The sequence below is a fragment of the Granulicella sp. L46 genome (genome assembly GCF_009765785.1).
Lineage (GTDB): Bacteria > Acidobacteriota > Terriglobia > Terriglobales > Acidobacteriaceae > Granulicella.
The window spans coordinates 1,181,239-1,196,376 of record NZ_LMUT01000012.1 but is presented as its reverse complement, the minus strand read 5'-3'; the positions used below and the strand labels follow the sequence as shown (position 1 = coordinate 1,196,376).

Annotated in this window: 15 protein-coding genes and 1 pseudogene; 8 read left to right on the top strand and 8 right to left on the bottom strand. The window is 55.9% G+C overall.

All coding sequences use genetic code 11. The annotated features are described in order from the left end of the window. Nucleotides 1–57: 57 nt before the first annotated feature. A complete protein-coding gene (locus tag GSQ80_RS14520; RefSeq protein ID WP_158788286.1) occupies nt 58–1,362 on the bottom strand; it encodes an NRAMP family divalent metal transporter in 1,305 nt (434 codons plus the stop codon). 359 nt (nt 1,363–1,721) lie between these two features. Between GSQ80_RS14520 and GSQ80_RS14515 the strand changes: the two genes are divergently transcribed. Continuing rightward, nucleotides 1,722–2,654 (top strand): manganese catalase family protein, encoded by a 933-nt coding sequence (locus GSQ80_RS14515; protein ID WP_158788285.1) that lies wholly within the window; start codon nt 1,722–1,724, stop codon nt 2,652–2,654. 108 nt (nt 2,655–2,762) lie between these two features. Here GSQ80_RS14515 and GSQ80_RS14510 read toward each other — a convergent pair whose 3' ends face one another. Then, nucleotides 2,763–3,770, bottom strand: a complete 1,008-nt coding sequence (locus GSQ80_RS14510) for an SDR family oxidoreductase (protein ID WP_158788284.1) — start codon at nt 3,768–3,770, stop codon at nt 2,763–2,765. Between the two features lie 200 nt (nt 3,771–3,970). On the opposite strand from GSQ80_RS14510, the gene GSQ80_RS14505 reads away from it, so the two are divergent. Genes GSQ80_RS14505 through GSQ80_RS14490 form a run of 4 tightly spaced genes read left to right on the top strand, consistent with a single transcriptional unit; the run spans nt 3,971 to nt 6,864 of the window. Beyond that, nucleotides 3,971–4,657, top strand: coding sequence for a PIG-L deacetylase family protein (locus GSQ80_RS14505; RefSeq protein WP_158788283.1), 687 nt, complete (start codon nt 3,971–3,973; stop codon nt 4,655–4,657). Beyond that, nucleotides 4,654–5,229 carry an SAM-dependent methyltransferase gene (locus GSQ80_RS14500; protein WP_158788282.1) on the top strand — a complete coding sequence of 192 codons (576 nt, stop codon included), beginning with the start codon at nt 4,654–4,656 and terminating at the stop codon, nt 5,227–5,229. The genes GSQ80_RS14505 and GSQ80_RS14500 overlap by 4 nt, the downstream gene beginning before the upstream one ends. Beyond that, nucleotides 5,226–5,942, top strand: a complete 717-nt coding sequence (locus GSQ80_RS14495) for a glycosyltransferase family 2 protein (RefSeq protein ID WP_158788281.1) — start codon at nt 5,226–5,228, stop codon at nt 5,940–5,942. Before GSQ80_RS14500 ends, GSQ80_RS14495 begins: the two co-directional genes overlap by 4 nt. After that, complete coding sequence (locus tag GSQ80_RS14490) at nt 5,932–6,864, top strand: hypothetical protein (RefSeq protein WP_158788280.1); 933 nt, start codon at nt 5,932–5,934, stop codon at nt 6,862–6,864. The genes GSQ80_RS14495 and GSQ80_RS14490 overlap by 11 nt, the downstream gene beginning before the upstream one ends. A gap of 521 nt (nt 6,865–7,385) precedes the next feature. Here GSQ80_RS14490 and GSQ80_RS14485 read toward each other — a convergent pair. Beyond that, on the bottom strand, nt 7,386–8,099 hold the full coding sequence (locus GSQ80_RS14485) for a general stress protein (protein WP_158788279.1): 714 nt from the start codon (nt 8,097–8,099) through the stop codon (nt 7,386–7,388). Nucleotides 8,100–8,159: 60 nt separating this feature from the next. After that, nucleotides 8,160–8,558: a BON domain-containing protein gene (locus tag GSQ80_RS14480; protein ID WP_158788278.1), complete on the bottom strand. Its 399-nt coding sequence runs from the start codon at nt 8,556–8,558 to the stop codon at nt 8,160–8,162. 332 nt (nt 8,559–8,890) lie between these two features. On the opposite strand from GSQ80_RS14480, the gene GSQ80_RS14475 reads away from it, so the two are divergent. Then, complete coding sequence (locus tag GSQ80_RS14475) at nt 8,891–9,250, top strand: hypothetical protein (RefSeq protein ID WP_158788277.1); 360 nt, start codon at nt 8,891–8,893, stop codon at nt 9,248–9,250. Between the two features lie 326 nt (nt 9,251–9,576). Next, nucleotides 9,577–10,080, top strand: a complete 504-nt coding sequence (locus GSQ80_RS14470; protein WP_158788276.1) for a DUF4440 domain-containing protein — start codon at nt 9,577–9,579, stop codon at nt 10,078–10,080. 848 nt (nt 10,081–10,928) lie between these two features. On the opposite strand, the gene GSQ80_RS14465 is transcribed toward GSQ80_RS14470, so the two are convergent. The 4 genes and pseudogenes from GSQ80_RS14465 to GSQ80_RS14450 all read right to left on the bottom strand — a co-directional run bounded on the left by GSQ80_RS14465 (nt 10,929) and on the right by GSQ80_RS14450 (nt 14,837). Beyond that, nucleotides 10,929–11,192, bottom strand: coding sequence for a hypothetical protein (locus tag GSQ80_RS14465; RefSeq protein ID WP_158788275.1), 264 nt, complete (start codon nt 11,190–11,192; stop codon nt 10,929–10,931). A gap of 41 nt (nt 11,193–11,233) precedes the next feature. After that, a complete protein-coding gene (locus GSQ80_RS14460; protein ID WP_254059650.1) occupies nt 11,234–12,736 on the bottom strand; it encodes a PAS domain-containing sensor histidine kinase in 1,503 nt (500 codons plus the stop codon). 474 nt (nt 12,737–13,210) lie between these two features. After that, nucleotides 13,211–14,100, bottom strand: a pseudogene (locus GSQ80_RS14455) (PhzF family phenazine biosynthesis protein). A gap of 197 nt (nt 14,101–14,297) precedes the next feature. Then, nucleotides 14,298–14,837, bottom strand: coding sequence for a cysteine hydrolase family protein (locus GSQ80_RS14450; protein ID WP_158788274.1), 540 nt, complete (start codon nt 14,835–14,837; stop codon nt 14,298–14,300). Nucleotides 14,838–14,936: 99 nt separating this feature from the next. Here GSQ80_RS14450 and GSQ80_RS23090 point away from each other — a divergent pair. Then, nucleotides 14,937–15,138, top strand: a 202-nt coding sequence (locus GSQ80_RS23090; RefSeq protein ID WP_216850334.1) for an Lrp/AsnC family transcriptional regulator, incomplete at its 3' end; no start/stop codon positions are given.

Below are 15,138 nucleotides of genomic sequence, written 5' to 3'. Positions count from 1 at the left end.
AAACGCGTGCTCATCCCGAACATTGCAGACGTTATGCATCTGGCTCATAACTAGCGGTCAGAAGGAGGAAACGACAAGTCCGATCGCCGCGGCGCTCATGATGACGGCGCATATCCAGCCGAGCCATTTCATGCTGCGTGAGTTCGTGCGGTTACCCATGACTTTCCTATCACTCGTCAGCATTACGACGATGACGACGAGCGGAGGCGCCAAAAGTCCATTCAGAATCGCCGACCAAAATAGCATTTTCACCGCGTTTAGGTGGCCGAAATCTAGCCCAACGCCGACTGCAATCGAGATGGCGATGACTCCATAAAATTTGACAGCAAGCCGCGGCTTCAGATTCAACGAAGCTGCCTTCCACCGCGCGCCTTCAGCGATCGCGTATGCGCAGGAGCCGGCAAGGACCGGCACCGCAAGCATTCCAGTGCCGATCATGCCCAGAGTGAAAAGCCAATAAGCACCCGCACCTGCGAGAGGCCGAAGGGCTTCGGCCGCCTGCTTCGCCGTTTCTATATCCTTATGGCCGTGCGCGTTCAGGGTCGCCCCCGTCGTGAGAATCAAAAAGTACATGACTACGTTCGACAACAACATTCCGGTGACTACGTCTCGCTGCGCTGCGCGAATTTCTGCGTTGGTAGAGCCCTTGCGTTGGGCAACGGTCGCCTTCCCGTGATCGCGGTCTTCTTCCACCTCTTGGGCGGCCTGCCAAAAGAATAAGTAAGGCGAGATGGTGGTGCCGAGGATGGCGACCAGCACGGAAATGTAAGCTTTACTCCATTCGATGTGCGGGACGAACGTCGAGTGGAATACGGCACGCCAATCCGGATGCGCCAGAAACGCGGTGATGATGTATGCGAATAGCACGAGCGTCAGCCATTTGAAGATGCGCGCCATGAGCCGATATGAAGTCCAGAAAAGAAGCGCAACAATCACTGCCGCGAACAACGGTGTCCAGTAGAAAGCGGAGATGCCCGTAATCATCTGCGTTGCATCTGCCATCCCGCCAAGATCTGCGCCGATATTAAAAATGTTCGCAACGATGACGAGAGAACAAGCTAACCATAGAACCCAGCGTGGATAGCGCGTCCGAATAACGCTGGCCAAACCGCAGCCGGTGACCATACCGAGCTTGGCGCACATGAACTGTACAGCGGCCATTAGTGGAAACGAAAGAAGCGCGGTCCAGAGCGTTGCATATCCAAACGACGCGCCCGCAACAGAGTAGGTGGAGATCCCGGATGGGTCGTCGTCTGCAGCGCCCGTGATGATCCCGGGTCCGAGATCCTTCAAGAATTGTTGAAGGCCATTCTGTGGCTCGTTGTTCTGCGTCTCCTTCCGATCCGAAATGTTCCGCTGCATCACGTCTATCGCCCCTCATCGTACTGGGTAATGCTATCTAGACCCTTCAAGATCTGATTGTTGTTGAAAGCAGGTAGCGCAGCTGCAGTGTATAAAGCGATCGAAAGTCTGTGCTGGAATTCGGTGTAACCGAGCGGCGGTCACTGCCGCCTCCGGAGAAATCTATGGGCTTGCGATAAGAGGCCGGCAGTGCGCCATTCGTTGGCTGAAGATCTACGTTTTGTTGAATTGGTTTAGCAGATTTCGCATGCGTCTATACCTCTTCCGGAATACCTGCATCCAACGCGGGCAGCAGGCATGGGACTTGCTTCATTGCGATGTACCTAGCCAGCGCACGCTCAAACTAACGGAGGGCATCTATGTATCACCACATCAAAAAACTCATGTATACCGTCAACATCGGCACCCCCGATGTTAAATTCGGCAACCTCCTTCTCGAACAATTCGGCGGAGCCAACGGCGAACTTGCCGCCGCCATGCAATACACCATCCAGGGTTGGAACTGCGTCGACGACCTAGCTCGCCGTGATCTTCTCCTCGACATCGGCACCGAAGAGCTTAGCCATCTTGAGGTCGTCGGCGCACTGATCCGCATGCACCTTAAAGACCTCAAGACCAACCGCGAGGCAGCCGAAGCCGATCCCCTCGTCACCATCGCCGGCGGTGGTGGTGTCAGCCTCTACAACTCCGTGGGCGATGCCTGGACCGCCGACTACCTCAAGATCACTGGCGAGCTGGACGTTGACTTACGAAGCAACATCGCCGCCGAAGCCCGCGCCAAAATAGTCTACGAACGCCTCATCGACCACACCGACGATCCCGGCACCATCGACACCCTCCAGTTCCTCATGACCCGCGAGATCACCCATCTCAAGGCATTCACCGCTGCCCTTGAAAGCATGGAAAAACCCGCCTTCTCCATTGGTTTCCTCAAGCCCACTCCGGGCATTGTCGACGAATACTTCAACGCGTCCACCGGCGATGGCGACGAGGGCGACACCGACTCGCGCGGCCCCTGGCAGACCTCCTTTGGCCTCCATCCAGTTGAGTCACAGATGAATGAAGGCCCCGGCCTCTCCGTCAACGATATCGAGGGCACCGAAGGTCAGGAAGATCGCGGGCGTCAGGACGCAGGAAAGAAAGCGGTCACCTCACCCTTCGCAGAAGCCCTTAGCCAGACCCACCCCAGCACGAACAAACCTGGCGCCAAAGGCAACGGTACCGCTTCTAACGGCCACTCAAAAGCCGCCAACGGGAACGGCCACAAATCGAAGAAGACGGCGAAGGCCTAAATCCGACCGATTGTCCCGGAGAAACGAAAAGGGCGACTCAATGAGCCGCCCTCTCTGTTTATCCCCAGTCCTTTCTCTCGGTTTGTATTCGCGCCCAAGCAGGTGGAGTTACGGCTGGCCCATTCCCCCGCCAGCGCCGTATATGTTGCCTGTGGTGTAGCTGGCATCGTTCGCCGCAAGTTGCACGTAGATGCTGGCGAGTTCTGCAGGTTGCCCGGCGCGACCCAATGGATACTCCTGGCCAAAGTGAATCAGGTGGTTCTGGGTGGCACCTCCGGAGACCTGAAGAGGTGTCCAGATAGGGCCTGGCGCGACTCCGTTAACGCGGATCCCTTTGGGACCGAACTGCTTGCCAAGAGACTTCACATAGTTCATGGTTGCGGCCTTGGTCTGAGCGTAGTCGTATAAGTTTTTTGCTGGATCGTACGCTTGCTCAGAAGTGGTTGCGATAATGCACGATCCGGGTTGCAGGTGTGGAAGCGCGGCTTTGATGATCCAGAACGGCGCATAGATGTTGGTCTTCATCGTCGCGTCAAAGGCTTCGGTTGTAAGTTGCAGGATGTCCTCACATTGCTGCTGGCGGCCGGCGTTCGAAACGACGATGTCGAGGCCGCCAAGTGCTGCAGCCGCTTTCTCGACCAGATTTTTGCAGTATTGCTCTTCGCGGAGGTCGCCTGGAATAGGGATGCCCTTCCGACCGGTGGCCTGGATAAGTTGGATCACCTCACGAGCGTCGGGCTCTTCGGTGGGGTAGTAGCTGATGACCACATCCGCACCTTCGCGCGCATAGGCGATGGCCGCCGCGCGGCCCATGCCGGAATCTCCACCGGTGATGAGCGCCTTTCGACCCATTAAACGACCAGAGCCCTTATAGCTTGTCTCGCCATGATCGGGACGGGGATCCATCTTGCTGGCGAGGCCCGGCCATGGCTGGGACTGGCCGGGATAGGGAGGCCTAGGATATTTCGTGGTGGGATCGACGAAGGGTGCGGCCGTCGAGTTGCGCGGCGATTGCGCCGAAGCGGCGGGAACCGCGGCGGTGAGGGCAGCGCCAGCCATGCCCGCACCTAGATTGGAGACGAGCTCGCGACGCGAAATCCGTTTTTTAGAATTCATATGGGTATCTCTCTTGCAGTGGGATGGAGCGTGCAACAGGACACCGTGCAATCCTGATCTCTGGGTATATGGACAGCAACCGGTCATCAAAGAGTTGCTTCGCGCGACCAGTGCCATTTATGTCATGAATCGGACGAACCGAATTTACGGCAGAGCGAAAGGCATGCTCTCATGACAAATCCTGCATCTGACATCTCGGTATGGTCGTTCCCTTGGTCAGCGAAAAAGAGTGGGCAAACCGGCTAGACGGCACACCTTTATGGGTGCCAGAAGGCAAGCCGACGATTGTGGTTGTGCCACATCCGGATGATGAAACGCTGGCCGTCGGAGGGTTGATCGCAACGTTGCGGGCGATGGACGCGGAAGTAACCGTTGTCGCGGTTACGGATGGCGAGCATGCCTATATCGAGAACGAAGGCCTGGCCGAGATTCGGAAGAAGGAGCAGACGCGCGCGCTAGCGCGGCTGGGAGTCGCTGAGCAAAAGATTGTGCGGTTGGGACTGACGGATAGCGATGTGGCAGCTCACGAGGAGGAGTTGGTCGCTCGTCTAGGTACGCTGATTCGCGCAGAGACGCAGGTGTTTGCGCCATGGGCGGGAGACTTTCATCCCGACCATGAGGCGTGCGCGCGAGCGGCCGTGTTGGTATCGCGCGCTGTTGGAGCGACACTGATTTCCTACTTCTTCTGGACGTGGCACCGAGGGACGGTCGCGACAGTGGATGGATTAGACCTGTGCAGGTTTCCGCTTAGCGAAGAGACGTTGCGAGCGAAGGGCGAGGCGCTGGCGTATCACGCATCGCAACTCAGACACGAGCCGGAACCAGAGATCCTCCCGGAAAATTTGCTGTGGCCTGCGCGAATGTCTTACGAGTTATTTGCCCTGTGAGCGCTTCGACTAGCAGTGCGGAATTTTTCGAGCAGAAGTATCGCATGCGGGCAGATCCGTGGAATTTTGCACGGAGCGACTATGAGCGATCCCGTTATGACGCCATCATTGCGGCGTTGGGTGAACGGCGGTACGAGCGGGCGTTCGAGCCCGGATGTTCGGTTGGTGAGTTGACGTGGCGTCTGGCAGCGCTTTGTGGACATGTGGATGCCATGGACATCTCAGCCACCGCGATTGATCACGCAAAACGTCGTTGCTCCGGACTTCCCAACATAGACCTGCAGGTGGGCGGATTGCCGCTTCAGATGCCAGACGGTGCATTCGACCTCATCGTGTTTTCCGAGATTGGGTATTATTTCGACGAAGCTCGCCTGCAGGAGTTGGGCAGGTCCCTGGTGAATCGTATTCCATCGTTTGGAACGCTGTTGGCTGCACATTGGTTGGGCACATCCAAAGACCATGTACTGAGCGGAGATCGCGTGCACGAAGTTCTTGGTGGTCTGGAAGGATTGCGGCTGGATTACTCGGAGCGTCACGAGGGATTCCGGCTGGATCGGTGGAAGCGGCTATGAAAAATTCTTGGCACATTAGCGTTTTGATTCCCGCAAGAGACGAAGAAGAGTTGCTGCCGCGATGCCTGCAATCGGTGTTGGAGGCCCGTTCGGCGCTGGCGGGGAGAGCAACTTGTGATGTCATCGTTGCCGTGGATCGCTCGATGGATGGCAGCTTTGAGATTGCGCGAACGATGCTTGGCAGTGTCGGTGCCGTGATTCGTAGCGAGGCAGGCATCGTCGGGGTTGCACGTGCGATGGCAGCTAAAGAGGCACTGAGACAACGCACACTGGGTGCTTCCACGTTGTGGCTGGCGAACACGGATGCAGACTGTTGGGTACCGCGGTCCTGGTTAGCGGATCAATTGAAGATCGCGGATTCAGGGGTGGAGGCTGTCGCCGGCACCATTGATGTGGACTCGTTTGAGGAGCATGAGGCTCACGTTCCGCAGCGGTTCCGGTCGACGTATCTGCTTCATCCCGACGGCACCCATCCACATGTGCACGGCGCGAACTTGGGCGTGCGCGCAGATGCGTATCTGCGCGCCGGCGGATGGGCAGACCTGCGCACCGCGGAAGATCATGATCTTTGGGCGCGACTGCGGGCGAGTGGTGCTCGCACGCTTTCGCCGAGCCATCTGCGAGTGGTGACCAGCGGAAGACGCGTTGGACGCGCCCCGATGGGCTTTGCCGGCGCGCTGGCTGCGCATAACGAGGTGACCCTTGACGCGTGACGCGCTGATCTCTCGAGTTCGTGAGGCAATCGCGGAGCCTGTGCCGTTACCGGGCAGTGGGCAGACCGTGGAGAGACATCGGCGTCTATTTGAGGTGGGGTGCGAGGACCTCTCGCTCGCTCGCCTGATCGAGGCGCATTGGGATGCAGTCGCGATTCTTGCCGAGGCGGGACGCGAAGTCGAACCGGGCGCGCTCTACGGCGTGTGGGCTGCAGAGGCTCCTGACAAAGTGTTGCGGAGGGGAGGGGTGTTCCTCTCCGGGAGGAAGCCGTTTTGCAGTGGCGCAGGGATTGTGGATCGTGCGCTGGTCACGGTGAAGGAACCCGAGCCGCGGCTGATAGATGTCGATTTGCGGGGACGCGATCGCGGGATACGTTTTGACGATAGTGCATGGAGGACGACTGCCTTCGCGGAGACAAAGACTTCGCTGGCAACCTTCGACGCGGCGGCGGTGGAGGATTCAGACGTCATCGGCGAGACTGGATTTTATCTTCGGCGGCGCGGGTTCTGGCATGGCGCCTGCGGACCGGCTGCCTGCTGGGCGGGCGGGGCGGCTGGGCTTTTGCAATGGGCGTTGGAGCAAGCTCGCCACGATCCTCATACACTGGCGCATCTTGGGGCGATGAGCGCGACTGTGTGGTCGATGCAGGCAGCCTTGCGCACGGCGGGCGACGAAATTGATGCTGCATGGGACGATTGCGAAGCAGCGCAGATACGGGCGCTGCACCTGCGTCATGTCGTCGAGGAGGGCTGCACAGATGTGATCCGCAGGCTCGCGAGGGCGTATGGGCCACATCCCCTGGCGATGGACGAGGGGGTTGCTAGGCGGTATCAGGAACTCGATTTGTACGTGCGGCAGTCGCACGCAGAGCGCGATCTCGAAGCACTGGGGCGTGCGCTTCGTAAGGTCAAACAATCGTAGCGAGTCCGTTTGGACTGCCAAGGTATCGACCGATATCGCGACGACACGAATTTCGTGCGGACGCATCTGAGGGTGTATGACTGACAGCTCTATTTCCCGCTGTTTCTTTCTTCGCTCCGCCGCCGCAGCCACGACGCTCGCCACGACGAGTCTGGCTCAGTCGAACCCTGCCCTCCCGAACGCGCAAGATGCAGTGCAGCTCTCGCAGGTCCATGGACCGTCGGAGCAGGATGAAAAAGCGCCGGGGCCTTTCCTTGCGGGTGATGAGCGGAATGGGTTCGCGATCGTGGGGCTTGGCAGATTGTCCATCGACCAGATCCTTCCGGCGTTTGGTAAGTCCAAGTATGCGAAGCCGGTTTCTTTGGTTAGCGGCGATGCGACAAGGCAATCAAGCTCGCTGCGCAGTATGGTATCAAGCCGACGAGTATCTACGACTATGCGGCTTGGAAGGCCTGTGCAAGCAACGCCCGCACAGGCCTATCCTGCCAACCGAGAATCAGTGTCGCAGTTCAGCGAAACTACTACCGCTCAGTGGTATTTCCACGTGTCACGAGATCATCCTCGTACGCAGTGTCTCCAACCTCGCGTGTGCGAACGTCATCACTGAGCGGGCGATCTCTGCTCACAAATTCGCGGTCAGTGTTCGCAACACGCTCGTTCTCGAAGTTGCGATCACGGTCGACGGTGCGATCGTTATCCACGTGATGGCTGCTGACGCTCTTTTCACCAGACGACGCAATATCCTCGCCGCCCGCCTGCTTCAACACATCCTTCGCCCGCGACACTTCGTCCGACGAGTCGCAGTGCACCGACACCAGGATGCCGCCATCCTTCACGCGACCCTCATAGCGCTTTGCCTCGTACTCCGGGATACCCATCCCAACCAGCGCTCCAACCAGACCGCCCACGGCTCCGCCAACGCCGAGACCCGCCAGCGCGCCCATGATCGGACCTGCCGCGATGAGCGGACCAACGCCCGGAATCGCCAATGCGCCAATCCCAGCCAGCAGTCCAAGCGTACCGCCTAAAACACCACCGACACCAACCCCCATCGCCGTTCCCTCGGGTGCCTTGGTGTTCTTCTCTGTTGCGAAATCCTTCGAACCTTCCTTATCCGACATCAGTACCGATACATCCTGGTGCGAAAAGCCAGCGGCGTTCAACTGGTCGACTGCTTTTTCCGCTGCTGCACGGTTTGCGAATATTGCGAATGCTGCTGTGTTTTTACCTGCCATGGGAATTCTCCTGAAATGCCTGGGTTAGCGAGCCTGGTGACGTTTCGTTCGGGGTGACGCTTACTGCTTCACAGTGAGCTGATTGCTGACTTTGTCTTGCCCGACCACATCGACTGCCAGGGAAGCAATTGTCTGCTTCTCGCTGTCAGATTGCACTGGCCCCTTCAGTGTCACCATGCCGCTCTGCGTGATGATCTTCACGTTGTGGCCGTACGCTGATAAGGACTTGTCCGCAATAATCGATTGGCGGATTTTCTTCGTGATATCCATATCGGAAGTGTTTGATTTCTGCTGGTCGGCGGTCGTCTGCTGCCCCTTGTTCTGGGCCGAATTGTCTGGAGCAGTAGAGGCAGGCGTCGCGCTCTGATCTTGTGCTTGTAGCGCGACTGGGGCGCCAGCAAACACAAGGAAAGCGCAGCTCACCACTGCAACTCGTAAGGATGGGGAGAATACGGACATAAATCACCTCGCACGCACTGAATAACCACGCTGCCGTTCGGCGAAAAGCCCGCGCCTGGTCTAATTCAGCGATCCGAAAGGCGCTTGCCAACAAGAATCGGCAGAGCGTTCAATCGATCAAAAGCTGAGATGCCTTTCGTAGAAAAGACGTTGCGCAACAGCAAAAGCGTTTAGTCGAACCCGTGTGTTGTCGCAAGGCTAACCAAGTCTGTCATTTGCCATGTTTGCGTCGCAATATGACCCCAAGGAACAGGAGTGTGATGGAGATGCAGAACGCCGTGAGGGCAACATCGTGCATAGGGCCAGTTTGATGTTCTGCTATAGGAATTGCGTTGGCTAAGGGCGGGATACCCGTCCTGATACAAAATGGCTCAACCCTTGTTTTTTCGCGTTTGAACTTTCTTCTCTTCCGAATCTCTCCTGAGTACGTCCGCCTTTTAGACAGCCAGAATCTGGCGGACGGCGTATCAACCGGTCGAATTCCGTATTACCCGGGCCATTGGGATCTGACTGCGGTTTCACATGAAGAGTCCGTTTTCACAGCCGATTCCGGTTCTCGGGATCGGTCATCTGACACACTGACCATCGCAATCGAGGTGCAGATGACATCGAAGCCAAGCCACATCCGCGAACCCAACCGCCGTTTCATGAAGTGCCTAAAATCCGCCGCGTTCATCGGTAAAACCTTCTGAATGCCGAGGCATGGAAGGTCGAACGGGTCCTATTTAATTCCGCATTTGGGACGGTGTACCATCGCTTCCATGACACGCCTGCAAATTATTAGAAATCGCATCTCTCATCTCGAGCGGAGGTGCGCGACTCTTCAATATCAGAAGGGAGTTCTTGAGAAGGCTTGGTCCCCTAGCGCAAAAGCTAGTCTTCCGGAACATCAAAAGGTGATGGACAAAGTCCTAACGGCTCTGCGAAAGGCTGAAGCAGAGGAACATCGAATGACTTTTCGCTGAGTTTTCACTGCAAAGCCAATTAAGTCTTGCACCTCGGCGGAAAGGCTGAGAGCATGGCTGGCATGGAATACCTGATCGTGTCCCGCATTCTGTTCGTCGCAATTCTTGGCTTCACTTCCGTTTGCGCCGTTGCCCAGACCGACACGGGCCCCGTATCCGATGTTGAGACCGTTCATAGGCTCATCAACCTGTACACAAAAGCTGTCGATACGGTCGACACGAAACTGATCTCGCAAATCTGGTCTCATTCGTCTGAGGTTTCGTTTATCTATCCGCTGGGCGAGGAGCACGGCTACGAAGCGATCGAGCAGAATGTCTTCCAAAATGTAATGGGCGGCATGTTTTCGGTCCGTGATCTTGAAATAAACAGAGTGGTAATCCATGCGAGCGGTGATACAGCATGGTCCGAATTTCACTGGGTTTTTCATGCGACAATGCGCAAAGATGGGTCAGCCATTACCACTCACGGTGTCGAAACCCAGGTTTACCGCAAAGAGTCGGGGAATTGGCGCTTGGTTCATGTCCACTACTCAGAAGATCATCAAGCCGCTTCCTAAGCAGTAGCTACTGGCTGCAACTTACGGCGCCTCTGCAACGTCTTCAAGCCCAGCAATGTTCCCTTCCGTAGGAAGAACATGCATTACCGCGCTGCTCGCTCCGGTGCTTTGCATTGGTGTTCTGATCATGTTCGTTGCCGCCCTATGCGACTTCACTGCTTCTCGATTCAAAGGTAGCTCCGTGCAATCGAACCATCAGAAGTGCGGGGAGGCTGAAGGCTCGGATGAGCCTATAAATACACATGCTATGTAGAAGAGATAAGACTCTTTCCGCAAGGAGTTTGATCAGTGCGCGATCTCATGCTTGGTGTACTCGAAGCGAGCAATTGGGTAGTGGGCGGCCAGAACGGCGCGGCGGGCATTCGACTGTGGATTGAGCACAGGTCCCTCGCCTACAGAATGCTGAGGCCCAAGATTGCCCGGCCGGTCATGCTGGGAGTGAGCGAACTTTCGAGAGTGGTGCACGCCTGGCCTACGCGTCCATTACCGTCCGACCTCTGGCAATGAATGCCGCCAGAAGCGGTGACAATAAACCGTCGGTGACGAGGATTAGCCAACAATCATCGAGGCGGTCCCGGCCCTGCGCGTTCCGTAGCGGACATCTTTATATATAGAAATGTTTTCTACCGGGGCTTCGCGGCACTCCGCAGGCGTCAATTGGCAACATTTGCAATAAAACCAGACAGAGGAAAGCCTGCGGGTTTTCTTGAACTTTCATGAACTAACTCTCTCCCATGGGTTGCGCGCAAATGCCGTCTAGTTTCAATTAACCAGAGGAGCGTGATCAGGCGGACGACGAGACTCTACTGATTGCTGCTCAGCCATCAAATTGGCTAAAACCGGGTGCCTCAAATGACGGCGCGAACAGCATTGCCTAAGTGCTTGCGGGTATTCCTGAAAGCATTAGCGACGGTCCCTCCTGCAGCCAGCGTATGAGCGAGCGCCGATTTCCCCTGTTTGCCCCTATAAGTGAAGGAAACTGCCTCGATATCACCACCGAAAATGGTGTGGTTCTGTTCGACGTGATCGAGTGCACCGTTCAATCGTTTCACGACTGCCTCAGCTTCATCAGCATGCACGACAAGTTCAACGGTGATCTTTTTGTAGAGCATTTCCACACCTCTTCAAAGATTCTATGCCTGTCAGAGCGAGATCAAAAAAGCCTCGTGGCCGTAGTAGAGTCCTGGTGCCCGGTCGTAATAGGGAGAAAAACACGGACGGTAGTGCCATGATTGTCTACAGCATCATTGCTCTCAAGTTCAATTTGTCCGCCATGGCCTTCAATAAACTGCTTCGCAATGTACAAACCAATGCCTGTACCTACAGAACGGCGAGTAGTGAAAAATGCGTCGAAGACTTTAGGGAGATCATCGGCTCCGATCCCGACACCGGTGTCCCGGATCGTAAACACAACTCCATTTGCCGGGCTCGTTTCAGGGTCCACAGAAATGGATAAAACGCCTCCGACGGGCATCGCATAAATCGAGTTTGTGATCAGGTTAGAGATGACTTGCATCATCTCCCCACGACGCATTACAACTTTCTGTGTTGAATTGAGAGACATCTTGATCTCAACCCCGACCGCTCGACACCGCGGTTCATAAATTGTCACCGCCTGCGAAACAATCTCCGCGAGGGACGCGCTGACAGCGGCCGCGTGTTCGCGATAGTAGCCAAGCGTTTGTTTCGCAATATGCGAGACTCGACCTAATTCGTTTTCAGCGGAGCTAAGATAGTTGATGCCGTCCGGGTCGGTAATCATTGGCCGAAGAAGATAAAGGAGATTGATTACTGCTTCCAGGGGGTTGTTGATTTCATGCGCAATCGTGGCCGCCATTCGACCCGTCGCGGCGATTTTTTCAGCTTGCAAGAGAGATTGTTCCATTCTCTTGCGATTGGAAATATCTCGGAGGATCTTGGAGGCTCCGATGATTTTTCCCTGATCGTCCCTAATCGGCGAAATCGTGAGCGATACATCCAGAATCGTGCCGTCCTTTGTAAGACGCATGGTCTCAAAATGGTCCATCCGGCGTCCGTTCCGAATATTTTCAATGATTGCCTGCTCGTCGGAATGAAGGTGCTCAGGAATGATCCTGAGGATCGACGTGCCGACCATTTCCTCCGCGGAATAACCGAAGACGCGAGTGGCCGCAGCATTCCAACTAGTTATGGTTCCGTTCAGATCCTTGCTCAAAATCACATCGTCGGAGGAGTCGACGATCGCCGCAAGCTCCCCAAGATGCTTGGCGTTATTGCGTAATGCTTCGCTAATCGCTGCGCGTGCTTCCGCCAGCTCCCGTTCGGCCTTGGCGATGATTAGCCGCCGTTGTGACGTCTCGATGTACTGATTGGCTCTCTTCTGCGCTGACTGGCGGATAATCCAGCACAGCATAATGGAAAGAAGTAGAAAGACGCCGAGTCGTACCGCCTGGGGGGCATTTCCCAGGGAAAACCTCAATTGGGACTTGGTGAGAAAATAATTCACCAAGACGGTCTCAGTGATGGCGCAAAAAGCGCCGCCCCACATGCCAAAAAACCATGCGGTCAGGATCACGGTAGGAAATGCAAGAAGAAGAGAAAATGCTCGCAACGGGGTAACGGTGTGGGTGATCCCGACCGCGATACATGCTGTCAGGCAGCCCAACACAGCACGCATGCTCCTCGGCATTCGCTCTGAATTCAGAGTAGGAGGTAAATCTATGCCTTCATCCGGAGTTCCGTTCATCGATCCAATTCCTCAGTTGCGACTATCCCGGGCCAGAATCGTAGGTTCGCACATCATGCGGAGGGGCCTCGCATCGCCGACATCATGTTCGTTCCGCCTCGAGAGAGCATTGATGTTCCAAATTCCGTCTCTAGCATGTTAGCCCCTAATGCCTGAAATCTCTTGATAGCAGTTCAACTGTCAGGAATAAGAGGGATTTGCTAACGACCGATGATGACGCCCATATGTGAGCTCATCACCCAAGCGTCGGAGCCGGCCCGGGAACGTTGATCCTGTGAAACGCGCTGCTTTTGACTGACTCACACCCCGTCCGTCAAACTTCCTTGAGCTCAAAAGGCTCCCACCGTTCGCGTTTGCCGCCGCTACTTCATCGGTAAGCGACAACGCGGCGGTGCGTGCGACCTGTCATTTGATCCGCAACATTCCCTCAATTACTTTGACGCCGCGACCAGCCAGCCGCACCGTCTTCCCGTGAACCTCCACGCTTAGCAGGCTGGGGCGCTTCATCTCATATCCCTGTTCAATTTTGATGGTGGACCCGTCTTTGACGATCCCGTGAGTGACTAACTGGCAAGCCAGTGGGCCGGCAGCAGTCCCGTGGCTGAGTCTTCCACAATCCCCCTGGTCGGATTGAAAAACCTGGCATGAGCCGACGATGCCGGCGATACCGTATCCAGGCAGTACAGGTAACAACCTTCCCCATTTACTGCATTGAGAATCTTCGCCAGCCGCCGAGCATCGGGGTGAGCACGGGCAACGGCTGCCCGATTACGGACAGGCACCAAGAGGTGTCCGGCGCCAGTCGAAACGACTTGCGCGGGTAAAGAACTTGAAAGATCATCTATTTCCAGCCCTAAGGCATCTGCCAACCCCGGTACATCCTCACAGACGTTACGAAACTGAGGCGGTGACTGCGTCAATACAACAGACGCCAGCTGCTGTCCTTCACAGCGGACCTCTACGGGCAGTAAACTGTCCCCAATTTCTTGAGTGAAGAAATTGGCCCCATCGGTGAGTGTCAGCTGCTGCGATTCAGCCATCCACCACCATGCTCCGAGCGAGTTGTGCCCTGCGCCGAAAATTTCATGTCCGGGAGCCGTGAAGGATCGTAGACGCCAATGGGCGGCTTTATCTCTCGGAGTCACGATAAACGTTGTCTCCGCTTGATTGAGTTCCCCGGCAATTCTTTGCATCATCACATCGTCGAGTATTTCGGCGTGAGGAACTACCGCGAGTGGGTTGCCGGTCAGCGGCCGTTCCGCGAAAACATCGACAAAATAAAATGGGATATGCATTCGGTCGTTTCTCCTCTTGCACGCTGGTTGATCTCATCCAGAAAGAAGATGTGTTCCATGTCCTGGATCACGTTTTCGGCTTCGCAAGGTCCGCTACCGGCGGGTCTCCAATCACTCCAAACCTATCGAGTAGATACTCCAATGGTGAGGAACTAAGCCACTCGTGACGCTCGTTTAAGCGAAACTTAACAATGCCGTCAGCTCCCATCGAATATCTTGGCACCCATAGCAGCAAGTTGAAGAAGCGCGGTGCGGCGGACCTCATCTGCAGATTGTCTTCCCAGCGTATTGTGAGCCAGGTCGCATGCTCCAGTCGCACGTGAGTCGACCAGAACGTTGAACCCTCTGACGAGGGCCTCCCTAACGGATGTCGACAGGCACATATGGGTATAGAAACCGGCGATCAAAACTGTGTCCACCCCCTTCTCACGGAGCCATACCTCCAGGTCTGTCGTGGTGAAGGCTCCATAGACATCCTTCTCAAATAGCTGTTCGCTTTCCAGGCTGAAGTCCGGGCCGGAGCCTGGCGACAATTCTGAACCCCACTCGCCTGGAATGAATGCTTTGGATTCATGCGGCTTGTTGTGATGGCGAACCCAGGCAATGGGCCAGTTCTGCTTGCGCGCGGATTCTACCTGCGCCAATATCGCGGATAGCGCTTCTCGATGGTTTGGAACCGGACGCATTCCTTCCGGCGAAAATTCGTTCTGTGCGTCGACGATGATAAGAGCGTTCATAACACCTCCATTCGCATTGGATATGGTGTATGAACCCTCGATCCATGTTATTTTCGGTTGTATGTTTGTTAGCCGAAAATATTTCGGAATGGAGGCGCCGTGGATCTGGATCGCAAGGACATTTTGCTACTGGAGTCTTTACAGGAAGACGCTTCGAGGAGACTGGAGGAGCTTGCCAAGATGGTGCATCTCGCTCCGTCATCGGTGCATGACCGCTTGAGGCGGCTGCAGCAGAATCGAGTCATCAGACGGTGGACCGTGGATGTCGAGCCTCTGGCCCTGGGTCTGAACGTAGAAGCAT

Excerpts from the sequence above, each read along its gene's own strand:
- GSQ80_RS14520 (WP_158788286.1), bottom strand. The coding sequence starts at position 1,362 with ATGCAGCGGAACATTTCGGATCGGAAGGAGACGCAGAACAACGAGCCA.
- GSQ80_RS14465 (WP_158788275.1), bottom strand. The coding sequence starts at position 11,192 with ATGCTCTACAAAAAGATCACCGTTGAACTTGTCGTGCATGCTGATGAA.
- GSQ80_RS14450 (WP_158788274.1), bottom strand. The coding sequence starts at position 14,837 with ATGAACGCTCTTATCATCGTCGACGCACAGAACGAATTTTCGCCGGAA.
- GSQ80_RS14480 (WP_158788278.1), bottom strand. The coding sequence starts at position 8,558 with ATGTCCGTATTCTCCCCATCCTTACGAGTTGCAGTGGTGAGCTGCGCT.
- GSQ80_RS14470 (WP_158788276.1), top strand. The coding sequence starts at position 9,577 with ATGGCTGGCATGGAATACCTGATCGTGTCCCGCATTCTGTTCGTCGCA.
- GSQ80_RS14510 (WP_158788284.1), bottom strand. The coding sequence starts at position 3,770 with ATGAATTCTAAAAAACGGATTTCGCGTCGCGAGCTCGTCTCCAATCTA.
- GSQ80_RS14495 (WP_158788281.1), top strand. The coding sequence starts at position 5,226 with ATGAAAAATTCTTGGCACATTAGCGTTTTGATTCCCGCAAGAGACGAA.
- GSQ80_RS14460 (WP_254059650.1), bottom strand. The coding sequence starts at position 12,736 with ATGCGTGCTGTGTTGGGCTGCCTGACAGCATGTATCGCGGTCGGGATC.
- GSQ80_RS14515 (WP_158788285.1), top strand. The coding sequence starts at position 1,722 with ATGTATCACCACATCAAAAAACTCATGTATACCGTCAACATCGGCACC.
- GSQ80_RS14505 (WP_158788283.1), top strand. The coding sequence starts at position 3,971 with ATGGTCGTTCCCTTGGTCAGCGAAAAAGAGTGGGCAAACCGGCTAGAC.
- GSQ80_RS14485 (WP_158788279.1), bottom strand. The coding sequence starts at position 8,099 with ATGGCAGGTAAAAACACAGCAGCATTCGCAATATTCGCAAACCGTGCA.